Below are 11,973 nucleotides of genomic sequence, written 5' to 3' on the forward strand. Positions count from 1 at the left end.
CCCTCTAGAGCAATTTGGGCAATGTATCAATTGAATCATCCCAAATCGGGCTAATCCAAACGTTTTTTTCTGACTCGTGAGAAATCCGGATTTAGCAGCTTGATTGCGCGAGCAGCTTAACTAGATAGCAAAACACCTGCTTTTACCTTTAATCTTTGGGACTTATTAATTGCTCATCAGTGCGATCGCCTGCGTGTATGGGAATCTTAGTCAGTTTCGTTGATGAAGCAACTTGCAACCCAGGTTGCGATCGCCATTCAACAGTCAGAACTTTATAAACAGCTACAAACACTCAACGCTGAATTAAAACACTGCGTTCAACAACAGACTCAAGAGTTAGCTAAAGTGCGCTCACAAGGAGCAATGAAAATTCCTTTTCCCCATTGTCTATTCTTTACTCCCGACTCTCCTCTATATATTTGAGATTCCTCAAACAAGCTTTTGGTAAAGAAATGTAATCCAAAATCCCAAATCCAAAACCCAAAATTCGTATGAGTCACTGACTACGGTAGTCTAGATGAGAGTGAATTTATCGCCTGCGATATTATATTGTTTTATGACTTCAGTTGTTTCTAGTCCCCCACGCACTATTCGCATCGGCTCGCGCAAAAGCCAACTTGCTCTGGTTCAGACCTACTGGGTACAAGAGCAACTCAAGAATTGCTATCCAGATATCACTTTTGAAGTCCACACCATGTCTACCCAAGGCGATAAAATCTTGGATGTAGCGTTAGCTAAAATTGGCGATAAAGGACTTTTTACTAAAGAACTTGAACTTGGAATGCTCAATCAAGAGATTGACTTTGCCGTACATTCTCTCAAGGATCTGCCGACTAACTTACCAGAAGGGTTAACGTTAGCAGCAATTACTGAACGAGAAAACCCAGCAGATGCATTAGTGGTGCATGAAAAGCACAAAGATAAACAAATCGATACTTTGCCAGAAGGTGCGGTAATTGGTACATCTTCGCTACGGCGGTTAGCACAGTTACGCCACCACTTTCCCCACTTTACTTTTAAGGATGTGCGGGGAAACTTGATTACACGGTTGGCAAAACTGGATGCAGGCGAATACGATGCCTTAATTTTGGCAGCAGCAGGGTTAGAAAGATTAGGAATGGGCGATCGCACTCATCAAATTCTCCCTAAAGAAATCTCTCTCCACGCCGTTGGACAAGGTGCTTTAGGGATAGAATGCCGTGCTGATGATCATGAATTGATATCTCTACTCAAAGCGATCGAACATCCCCAAACACGCGATCGCTGTCTCGCCGAACGATCTTTCCTTCGCTCTTTAGAGGGCGGATGTCAAGTACCTATCGGTGTAAATACAGAAATATCTGGTGAGAATTTGACCTTAACCGGGATAGTTGCCAGTGTAGATGGTCAAAAGTTCGTCAAAGATACCGTTACCGGGATTGCCAATAACGCCGAAGCATTAGGCACAGAACTAGCAGAACTGTTGCGAAAACAAGGAGCGCAAGAAATTTTATCAGAAATTTTTGCGGTGATTCAACGAGGTTCCTAAGCAATTGAGCAGGCTGATGTGATTAGATAATAATTGATCGCTGTTGCACTAAATGATGTGCCAGACGCGACTTGTCGCGTTGATCGGGATTTCAAAAAGTTAATTTGACAATATAGACTCAGGGAAGCAAAAATTACCATGCGGATTCTATTTGTTGCAGCAGAGGCAGCACCAGTTGCGAAAGTAGGAGGAATGGGTGATGTTGTCGGGGCATTACCTAAAGTCCTCAGAGAAATGGGGCATGATGTGCGGATATTCTTGCCTTACTACGGCTTCTTGCCAGACAAAATGGAAATTCCCTATGAACCCATCTGGTGGGGAGATGCCATGTTTCAGCACTTTGCAGTATATGAAAGTATTCTGCCTGGTACTGATGTTCCCTTGTACTTATTCGGCCATCCTGCTTTCATGCCCCGCCGCATCTATTCTGGAGAAGATGAAGATTGGCGGTTCACATTGTTTGCTAATGGTGCAGCCGAGTTCGCCTGGAATTACTGGAAGCCAGAAATTATCCATTGCCACGATTGGCATACAGGGATGATTCCGGTGTGGATGCACCAAGATCCTGATATCACCACAGTGTTTACCATCCATAATCTGGCTTATCAAGGGCCGTGGCGTTGGTATTTAGAGAAAATTACTTGGTGTCCCTGGTACATGCAAGGACACAACACAATGGCGGCGGCGGTACAATTTGCCAATCAGGTAAATACAGTTTCGCCTACCTATGCCGAGCAAATCAAGACACCTACTTACGGTGAAACATTAGAAGGTTTGCTGTCTTTTATTAGTGGTAAATTATCTGGGATTATTAACGGTATTGATACCGAAGTTTATAACCCAGAGAATGACAAATACATTGAGCAAACCTTCACTGCTGATACTTTAGAAAAACGCAAAGCCAATAAAGTTGCTTTGCAACAAGAACTAGGATTAGAAGTCAACTCCAAAGCCTTTTTTATTGGAATTGTTACCCGATTAGTGGAGCAAAAAGGCATTGATTTGATATTGCAAATCCTTGATCGCTTCCTATCTTATACAGATTCACAGTTTGTACTGTTGGGTACAGGCGATCGCTACTATGAAACTCAGATGTGGCAGTTAGCATCCCGCTTTCCGGGACGTATGGCAACTTACTTGTTGTATAACGATGCCCTGTCTCGTCGGATTTATGCTGGGACTGATGCCTTCTTGATGCCCAGTCGTTTTGAACCATGCGGTATTAGCCAAATGATGGCTTTGCGCTATGGTTGTGTGCCGATTGTCCGCCGTACAGGTGGATTAGTTGACACTGTAAGCCATCACGACCCTGAAAATGCTACAGGTACTGGTTATTGCTTTGACCGCTATGAACCGCTAGACCTTTTCACTTGTATGATCCGGGCTTGGGAAGGCTTCCGTTTCAAACCGCAATGGCAAGAATTACAAAAACGGGGCATGAGTCAAGATTTTAGTTGGTATCAATCTGCCAAGCAGTATGTGAAATTGTACAGGTCAATTTACGGTTTGCCAGAAGAAGAAGAGAAGACACCAGAACCGGAGTTAGTTTTAAACGAAGTAGTCACCAGTAGCAAATCCTAAACCGCCAGTAGAAGCGTACAGATGTGCGTTTCTACTCGTAACTTTAAATAACTCAAGTTGCTAGTACCGCTGCGCAGAAGTCAAAAATCAAAAGTCAAAAGTCAAGTGCTTCTTTAGCTTCAACTGCGTTGTGCTCGATGTCTGCCAGGTCAAAATCGGAGATTACACATTGTTTGGCCCAGGGGTGCAGATCTATACTGCCACCCACCCGCTTAACGCAAAGCTGCGCCGCCAGCAGGAGTTTGGCAAGTCGGTCGAGATCGGCTCTGATGTGTGGGTCGGCGGCGCGGCTGTCATTTGTCCAAGTGTGACAATCGGTTCGGGGTGCGTCATCGGCGCAGGCAGCGTAGTCACCCACGACATTCCCACCGGGGTGTTAGCTGCCGACAACCCCTGCCGTGTTATCCGGGAAGTAACGGATATCTAGGCTTAATATAACTCCTGAATTCTAACTCTAACTATTGAGTACTCGTCGCTTTCGCCCTAATTAACCAGTCAGCATCATGAGCGCAAATTTCCCGACCGGACGAGTCTCCTAAGCGGTCTAGTGCTAATAAACAAGCATATTTCAAGTCCCAAATCGGCGTATTTAGGCAAATTTTGAGTTCAGGAATTGCTCGTGAATCACCCAATTCACCAAGAGCGATCGCACACGCAGCACGAGATTTCTGAAACTGAGGTTCGCGATTATACAGATTTTCTACTAACAAATCGTAGGCAGGAGCATATTTGAGCCACCCGAAAAGTTTCATTACATGATAATGAGCGCCATAATCGTTATATGCCTTGTCTGAATAAGTTGCTAACAGTGCTGCTGGTGCTTCTTGCGAATAGATTTCCAGTAAAGTTTTTGTCGCTAAATAACACCGTCCAAAATCGGTTTCGTAGAGTTCGTTAATCACAAAATCTAGACCAGGAGTAGCATCATACTCATGTACTAGATCGAGGTCATTAGGATGATCGTAGAGTACTTGCTCTAAGTAAGGTTGAATTTCTGTAAAGGTAATTTCACCACTAGGGACACCTACATCCAAAAGCATCCGCAATGCTCGCAAGCGAAATACCAAAGATACAGGACAACGGGCAATTTCTGGGATGGCTTTGTAGTAACGGGAATCAATCAGGTCTTGAATACAACCGCGCCGTGCATTAACGCTGGAACTTTGCAGCAGCGCCATCACCTCAGTAATTTGGGAATAGTCACCTGTAAAGCGACAAACTGTAGCGATCGCCGCACTACGGGTAGGTTCATCCTCAACTTGGGTAAAATTTAGTACACGTTCTAGGGAGGGTTGATAGTCAGCATTAGCTAGGGTGTGAATAATGACTCGATAGATTTGACCTGGTTTATCTAGCAATTGCGCCACTTCTTCGAGAATTTCTGGATCTTTAGTCCCGATTTCTCCGATCGCCCACACGCTATTTTCAACAGTATAAATATCATCATCTTTAAGACATTGCCGAATTACAGGTAAAGCTGATTGTGCCTGCAATCGCCCCAGACTTTCCACAGCTTTGCGTCGGACAATCCGATGGTCTAACTCATCAGGGTTACTAGTTTCAATTGCCCGTACCAAAGCCGCGATTGATTGTTCAGTCGGAAAGTTAATTAAATGGGAAACAGCAATATACTTATCAGAAGCGTCTTCGAGTTGTTCTAATGGTGTATCAATAATTGCGATCGCTTCTTCTTCTGTTAGCCCAAACATTTTAAAAAAACGTTTATCCATTGATCTGTAAACTGCTCTTGGATAATTGCTCAGATGTCATGTTTACTATCGTACTAGGGACTGGGTACTGGGGATTGGGAATTGGGAAATAGCGGATAAATTCTATTTTGGGATTGATCAGAAGCATCAAAAGTCTCTATGTAGCTATTTGAGGATAATTAGTTAGATTTGACTTTTGAAGATTTCCATCAAAAAGCTTTACCAGTGGTAACGTGATCTGAGAAGATCGAAACATATACATTTGTCAGCTATTAGTTAGTTGCTTTTCTTTAGCGACTAACCAAATACAAACATTCTTTGGAATACTGACTACAGATTGTTTATATAAACACGCATTTAGGAAATAAAACTTATGGATGAAACCTCGGAACTCAAAACAACCGATAACGTAACCGCTCAAGATGTAGCAGAAGTGATTGCAGAACTTGAGCAATATCGAGAACGTTTAGTCCAAGAAACTATGGAAACAGCAAAACGGGCTAAGTTAATGAGAGTAAGCGTCATGGCAAAACTGGAGCCTGAGCTTGCCAAGATTGATTCTGCCCTCCAGGAACTCCGCAATCACCAAGCTGCCCTGAGCGTCAGCAATTAGTAATCTATCTTGATAATTTAGCTATAAGTCATATGCTCAACTCCAAAACTCAATCCGGGGAGGATTCGTTAAATCTGTCTCAGGCAGAAACTGATGCTTTATTTGCAGCGGTGAGTGAGCAATTAAGCTTAAACACCTTCAACCCTGATGACCAAGACCTACTCAAGCAAATGATTGAGAGTATGGGAGACTCACGGGGGATGGTTAGGTTGAGTTTTGCAGAGGCTTTGGGGAAAATCGGTAAACCAGCGGCCCCTTTATTGATGGAAGCTGTGGCAAATCACCCAAACCCAGTTGTGCGACGAGCTAGCACCAAAACCCTGACACTGATCGCTGACCCGATCGCAATTCCAACCTTAGTCAAGGCTCTGTTAAATGATGAAGATACGGTGGTCAAAGCCTCGACAGTGGGAGCGCTGGCCAAGATAGGTAAGCCTGCTGTGCCAGCATTACTAAAAATCTTAGCATCAAACGAGTATCCAGAAAGTGCCAAAGGATATGCAGTATGGGCGTTAGGATTTATTGGAGCAGAGGCGAAGGAATATTTATATCGAGAGATTAACTCAGACTCGGCTGAGGTTCGCGCTGCGGTGGTGGGTGCGATCGCTAAAATTGCTGAAGAAGGTACTGAAGAAGGAGCATTTAATATTTTAGTTAATGCCCTCACCGATCCATCTGAAATTGTGCGGTGTGAAGCTGCTGCTGCTTTGGGTAGCCTGAGTTATCGACCAGCGATTCCTAACCTCGTCGAGTTACTGCATCATGCCGATTTGGAAACTCGAAAAGCAGCGGCTTTGGCATTGATGAAGATTGGCGATGACGCTGCTTTAAAACCCCTGCAAGCTGCATTGACTCAAGAAGGGGAAGCGGGGGTTCAGGCAGTGTTCAAGTTGGCAATTTCTCAAATTGAAAGACAGTTAGAGGAAGATGCTTGGGAATAAGACGATGAATATGTTCAGAGAACGTAGAGACGAATACATCTATAGCGGTTCTCACTTGAGTGCAATACAGGATGAGAGAATGGAGAATGTAATTTGTAAGTATATATGGGATGAAAGCATACTCCACTGACCTCCGTGAAAAAGTGATAAATGCATACAATAATCAAGAAGGCTCTCAACGAGAACTAGCAAAACGATTTAGTGTCAGTCTAAGTTTTGTTCAGAGTTTACTTAGAAGATACCGAAGTAGTGGAACCGTTGAAGCAAAACCCCACGGTGGAGGTCAATCAGCCAAGTTAAATAGCGAGCAAATAGCTTTAGTGATGCTCTTAGTCGAAGAAGATAATGATGCGATTTTGGTGGAGTTGTGCGAGCGTCTGCAACAAAGGGCTGGAGTGAAAATAAGTCGAGCCACAATGGGAAGAATCACCCAAAAGCTGAATCTAACCCGCAAAAAAAAACAATACATCCCAGTGAGCGATACACTGAGCGAGTACAAAAACTGAGAGCAGAGTATTGGACAACAATTGGAACTGTAAACCTAGCTGACCTGATATTTATCGATGAAGCGGGAGCGGAGCCGGAGACGCTCCGCCTCCGGTTAACATCGCCATGACTCGACATTTTGCTCGTTCCCCTAAAGGTAGTCGTGCTTATGGCGATCGCCCTGATGGACGTGGGAAAAATGTGACAATGATTGGGGCTATGTCTATGTCCGGGATTATTGCCGCAATGACCTTTCAAGGAGGCACAGATAGCAATGCATTTTACACTTATGTCACTCAAGTTTTGGTTCCTAAACTTTGGCCGGGTGCATGTGTAGTTATGGATAATTTCAGTTCCCACAAGGTTAAAAGTATCCAAGAAGCAATTGAATCTGTTGGGGCAAGATTAGTTTACTTGTCTCCTTACTCTCCCGATTTTTCACCAATTGAAAACTGTTGGTCGAAAGTGAAAGAGTTTTTGCGATCGCAAGCTGCTAGAACATATCAACAGTTAGATGAGGCTATTACAAATGCTTTGGGTGCAGTAACTAAAAAGGATATTATTGGATGGTTCACCCACTGCTGTTACTATATTGCACCCAACTGAGAACCGCTATAATTGCGATTCGTAACCTCCGCATTGATGCTGCCCAGTACCCCGATATCAAAAAGCAAATTGACGACTGGTACGCAACCGTCAAGAAAGTGGAATGGTAGAACTTGGAGGACATTCGTCAGATTTATCGAGATGCTGAAGCGGTTGGAAATTTTACTGTCTTTAACATCAAAGGCTATCACCTGATTGTCGGTATTGACTACGAAAACCAAACGGTTTATTACAAATACTTTCTAACTCATGCCGAATACGACAAAGGTAGATGGAAAAATGACCTTTACTTTTGACCAAGTTGTTTATAGTAGTCTGCTAGCTGAAGTTGCTCCCAAGGTGATTGAGACACAAGAGGAGTATGATTGCGTTTTAGCTGTGGCAGAGCGCCTAAGAACATAGCTAAAAGTAGCAGCACACTTAAAAAGCGTTTGATTTTCCGTAATCTAAATTTTTTTCTTGCCATGTTTTTGCCCCACTTGCATCGCGTTTTTACTAAAAATAGATAGTGTAAGTTGCTTAACTTCCCTGGTGTTGATTCAACGCACGACAATCGGCTGTCCTCTGCCAAGAAGAATGAGGCGTGACTGTGGGTGCAGAGCTAGTGAGAATTACATCGCCATTAGCAGCAATTACCCAACCAGTAGCTTCTACTATACGATCTGGTGTTGGGTTAATCGGATTTGTGGAAACTGCTGTACTAGAAGGTTTATTAACTTCTGGCTTGAGAGTTACCAAATCTACCTGCACTGCGTCAGTGCTGAGGGCTTCACCCGGATTAGGTGGTAAGCCGCCGCGTCCAGTAATTGTAAAACTGCTCTTAGCTACAGCGCTACCTGCGGTACAGCCCTGTGCTACTCGGGTATCAACTGGTACGGTTGGCAAATTGACTAAGCCACTGTTGGGGTCTACATCAGGTGTGTTAATTTCTACAGTGCCGTTTACACCAAACTGAGAGCTAGCAGTGATGTCACTCAAAGAAGTTGGATTAGAGCGGGGCTGGATACCAAAAATACCAGAAATGTTGATTGTGACGGTTCCCCCTTTGCCACTGTAAGCATTGGCAGTGATGTCGTTGTTTTCATTTGATTTGGCGGCAATGAAGCCATCAGGAGCATTGATCGTGATGTTACCGCCGTCTCCACCCTGTTGATTAGTGCCTGCGGTAGCAGATATTTGATTATTGCCGCTTAGTAACAATAAAAAATCTAAGTCTTGGAGTGTAATATTACCGCCATTACCGGATGCGGTTTCCGCAGTGATTTGCCCTTCCTTGTCTAAGCTAATCAAAGGAGATTGTACCTGAAGGTTGCCTGCACTTCCTGACCCTTGAGAGCGAACAAACAAGCCACTGTTAACAGACTCATCCTCAAGCAAACTCTGATCACGTCCTCGGACAAGCCGTTTGAAAGGAGCACTACCAGATATAGTTACCCGATCAGTAGCATTAACTGTGATATCACCTGCAAAGCCACTGCTGTCTTTGAAAGCATTGGCAAGGATTTGTCCACCATTAACCGCTTCCAAAGTCTTCACATTAACTGTGATATTGCCAGCCTTTCCCTCACCAAAAGTGCGGGCATCTACAACCCCATTGTCTGCTACCCGAAAAGCATTGGTATCAATAATGATGTTTCCTCCCAGCCCTCCTTGATAAGTACGTGAAAATAACCCACTTGCCGTTTTCTCAATGGCAACTCCAAAAATGTTAACAACATCAGAAGCATTAACCCTTATCTCTCCACCTTTTCCTTGACCAAAAGAAATAGTAGATATCTGTGCCCCATTTCCCACAATTAACTGCCCAGTAATAATCGTTAGTTCTCCAGCATCGCCAACATTTTTTGTTTGAGTAGTTAAAAGGCTAGGGACTTCCTGCCCATTTATTGATGATATTCCTGTTCTTTGTAATTCCACCAAATCCCTAGCAATCACAAACAAATTCCCCCCCTGTCCCTTACCAAGGGTACCAGTTGATACTTGCGCTCCATCCCGCACACCCAAGCGTTTGGTGTCAATTCTTAAGTTTCCAGCATTTCCAGCACCACTAGTTTCAGTAAACAAGCCGCTATCAGCACCTATTAGTTCCACGGAGTCAGCAGCGTTAACCTTCATCTCTCCACTTTTTCCTTGACCAAAAGAACCAGTAGATATCTGTGCCCCATTTCCGACAATTAACTGCCCAGTAATAATTGTTAAGTCTCCGGCATTGCCAACATTTTTTGTTTGAGTAGATAAGCTAGGGATTTGCTGCCCTCCTAATATTCCTCTTCCTTGTAATTCCACCAAATCGCTACCAATCACAAACAAATTTCCCCCCTGTCCTTTACCAGAGGTGGTAGTTAATACTAGCGCTCCATCCCGCACACTCAAACGTTTGCTGTCAATTCTTAAGTTTCCAGCATTTCCAGCACCTCGAGTTCCAGTAAACAACCCGCTATCAGCACCTATTAGTTCTACGGAATCGGCGCCGATTACAGACAAATTTCCCCCTTGTCCCTCGCCTAAAGTAGAAGTTGATACTGTAGCTCCATTTTGAGAACTTAATCGTCGAGTAGTAATTGTCAAGTTTCCAGCATTTCCAGCACCTCGAGTTCCAGTAGACAAACTGCTACCAGCACCTATTAGTTCCACGGAATCAGCGGCAGTTACAGATAAATTTCCTCCCTGTCCCTCGCCTAAAGTAGAAGTTGATACTGTAGCTCCATTTTGAGAACTTAACCGTCGAGTGTCAATTGTCAAGTTACCAGCATTTCTAGCACCTCGAGTTCCAGTAGACAAGCTGCTACCAGCACCTATTAGTTCCACGGAATCAGCGGCGGTTACAGACAAATTCCCCCCCTGTCCCTCGCCTAAAGTAGAAGTTGATACTCGCGCTCCATTTTGAGAACTTAACCGTTGAGTAGTAATTGTCAATTTTCCAGCATTTCCAGCACCTCTAGTTTCAGTAAACAAGCCGCTTGTTGTACCTGCTAGTTCCACAAACTCTGAGGCGCCAACAGTGAGATTTCCCCCCTGTCCCTTGCCAAAAGTGCCAGCTCTTATCCTTGAGCGATCGCCCTGAATATTCAACTGTCCAGTTTCAATCGTCACGTTTCCTCCAGCACCAGTCGCTTCTGGTAAAACATTGGCTGTAATCTGCGAACCCTCAGTGAGAGTCACCGCCTCTGTTGTGTGGACAAGCACCTCTCCACCAGGCTCTGTACCTTGTGTATTAGCATTAATTAATGAGCCTCCTGTCAGAATCAAATTACTGCTCTGAATCTGAACATCACCACCGCCAGCACCGTTAACATCGACATACGCTTTGTCTTGTAATCGAATATCGCCATAATTATTGATAGAGGCGTACCCCAATACCCAATCGTTATCTTTCTGGTTCAAGCTCACTTCTCCAACACCAGCCACACTACCTAGCTCAATCCGTCCTCCTGGAGCTGTCAAATTCGCTTGTTCTAAAGCTCTTTGTTCACCTCCCTGCAACGTCACATTACCGCCCACAAGTGCTAAAGTTTTACCAGGTTGCACTTTGAGGTCAGATCCTTCTACACCAATAGGTTCTGCTGCTCCCTCAAATTGCAAGCCAATCGGAACATTTACTGTTAGCAGAGGTGTGCTTTGAGGAGGAAACGCGCTAAATATAGCGCCATCTGCGAATTTGAGGCGGTTTGCTGTAGTTGCGATGAACGAACCCTTGATGTCCAATTGGGCATTAGGCCCAAAAATAATTCCATTAGGATTGAGAAAAAACAAGTTAGCAGAGCCATTGGCTTTAATCAGACCGTCAATCAGAGAAGGAGAACTACCCGTGACACGGCTGATGATATTTTGAATATCTAAAGCGTTATTGAAGTAAGCCTGACTGCCAGTGGGTACAGAAAACTGCTCAAAACTGTGGAAAAGATTACTTCCAGCTTGAGTTCCTCCTTCAATAATTTTGGTATTCTGTTCTAATTTGACAGTAGAATTATTGGGTAAAGTACCATCAGGCGTAATCTGAGCAAAGGTGCAATCCCCAGCATTGATGTATGCGCCACTAATAGCTAAAGAAATCATTAGCCTTAACAGCCACCAGGAAGTGCGTAAGTTTTCAGCCATTTGATGAATTTCCTTAGAGGATGTCTGAAAAGTTTTGAGAAAGTGATTTTGATTACGCAAGCTGTTTTAACATTAAACGAATCATTGCAACATAAATAAAAGCCTCTGAAGTTTGCGGTAAAATCTCATAGTCCTTGCTGAGTCGGCGGCACCAATTGAACCATCCAAAAGTCCTCTCAACCAGCCAACGCTTAGGGAGCACAACAAAACCTTTCTGTTCTTCAGAGCGTGTAACAACGCTCCAGAGCCAGCGATAAGCATCCATCACCCAGTGCGTAAAACCTATACCGCGATAGCCACCATCAACCCAAATCCGAATTAACGTGAGTTCGATGAATTAAAAAACGGCAGGAGGAAGGGCAGGCAAGTCTTTGGGATAAATATCAAGTGAAGGTTTTTGAGGCAAATAAG

Annotated in this window: 11 protein-coding genes and 2 pseudogenes; 10 read left to right on the forward strand and 3 right to left on the reverse strand. The window is 44.0% G+C overall.

The window, feature by feature from the left end; translation table 11 throughout:
- Positions 1–222: 222 nt before the first annotated feature.
- From V7K56_RS34005 to V7K56_RS34020, 4 genes are all read left to right on the forward strand, one after another.
- Positions 223–423: a hypothetical protein gene (locus V7K56_RS34005; RefSeq protein WP_334918086.1), complete on the forward strand. Its 201-nt coding sequence runs from the start codon at positions 223–225 to the stop codon at positions 421–423.
- 133 nt (positions 424–556) lie between these two features.
- A complete protein-coding gene (hemC, locus tag V7K56_RS34010; RefSeq protein ID WP_334918088.1) occupies positions 557–1,528 on the forward strand; it encodes a hydroxymethylbilane synthase in 972 nt (323 codons plus the stop codon).
- Positions 1,529–1,666: 138 nt separating this feature from the next.
- Positions 1,667–3,109: a glycogen synthase GlgA gene (gene glgA / locus V7K56_RS34015; RefSeq protein WP_334918090.1), complete on the forward strand. Its 1,443-nt coding sequence runs from the start codon at positions 1,667–1,669 to the stop codon at positions 3,107–3,109.
- 130 nt (positions 3,110–3,239) lie between these two features.
- Positions 3,240–3,536, forward strand: coding sequence for a DapH/DapD/GlmU-related protein (locus tag V7K56_RS34020; protein WP_334918092.1), 297 nt, complete (start codon positions 3,240–3,242; stop codon positions 3,534–3,536).
- Between the two features lie 31 nt (positions 3,537–3,567).
- On the opposite strand, the gene V7K56_RS34025 is transcribed toward V7K56_RS34020, so the two are convergent.
- On the reverse strand, positions 3,568–4,839 hold the full coding sequence (locus V7K56_RS34025; protein ID WP_334918094.1) for a HEAT repeat domain-containing protein: 1,272 nt from the start codon (positions 4,837–4,839) through the stop codon (positions 3,568–3,570).
- A 352-nt stretch (positions 4,840–5,191) separates the two neighbouring features.
- Here V7K56_RS34025 and V7K56_RS34030 point away from each other — a divergent pair, with 352 nt between their 5' ends.
- The 6 genes and pseudogenes from V7K56_RS34030 to V7K56_RS34055 all read left to right on the forward strand — a co-directional run bounded on the left by V7K56_RS34030 (position 5,192) and on the right by V7K56_RS34055 (position 7,866).
- Complete coding sequence (locus tag V7K56_RS34030; RefSeq protein ID WP_334918096.1) at positions 5,192–5,431, forward strand: hypothetical protein; 240 nt, start codon at positions 5,192–5,194, stop codon at positions 5,429–5,431.
- A 32-nt stretch (positions 5,432–5,463) separates the two neighbouring features.
- The gene (locus V7K56_RS34035; protein ID WP_334918098.1) at positions 5,464–6,372 is read left to right on the forward strand and encodes a HEAT repeat domain-containing protein; all 909 of its coding nucleotides are present in this window, start codon (positions 5,464–5,466) and stop codon (positions 6,370–6,372) included.
- A 110-nt stretch (positions 6,373–6,482) separates the two neighbouring features.
- Positions 6,483–6,878 (forward strand): helix-turn-helix domain-containing protein, encoded by a 396-nt coding sequence (locus V7K56_RS34040; RefSeq protein WP_334918100.1) that lies wholly within the window; start codon positions 6,483–6,485, stop codon positions 6,876–6,878.
- Positions 6,879–6,984: 106 nt separating this feature from the next.
- Positions 6,985–7,464 (forward strand): IS630 family transposase, encoded by a 480-nt coding sequence (locus V7K56_RS34045; RefSeq protein ID WP_334918102.1) that lies wholly within the window; start codon positions 6,985–6,987, stop codon positions 7,462–7,464.
- Positions 7,425–7,760 (forward strand): annotated as a pseudogene (locus V7K56_RS34050) (type II toxin-antitoxin system HigB family toxin). Before V7K56_RS34045 ends, V7K56_RS34050 begins: the two are co-directional and overlap by 40 nt.
- On the forward strand, positions 7,744–7,866 hold the full coding sequence (locus V7K56_RS34055; RefSeq protein WP_334918104.1) for a hypothetical protein: 123 nt from the start codon (positions 7,744–7,746) through the stop codon (positions 7,864–7,866). Before V7K56_RS34050 ends, V7K56_RS34055 begins: the two are co-directional and overlap by 17 nt.
- A gap of 117 nt (positions 7,867–7,983) precedes the next feature.
- On the opposite strand, the gene V7K56_RS34060 is transcribed toward V7K56_RS34055, so the two are convergent.
- A complete protein-coding gene (locus V7K56_RS34060) occupies positions 7,984–11,562 on the reverse strand; it encodes a two-partner secretion domain-containing protein (RefSeq protein WP_334918106.1) in 3,579 nt (1,192 codons plus the stop codon).
- A 52-nt stretch (positions 11,563–11,614) separates the two neighbouring features.
- Positions 11,615–11,875: pseudogene (locus tag V7K56_RS34065) on the reverse strand (transposase); the annotation flags it as partial.
- Between the last annotated feature and the right edge of the window lie 98 nt (positions 11,876–11,973).

Origin of the sequence: Nostoc sp. (assembly GCF_036917535.1) — a bacterium.
Lineage (GTDB): Bacteria > Cyanobacteriota > Cyanobacteriia > Cyanobacteriales > Nostocaceae > Nostoc.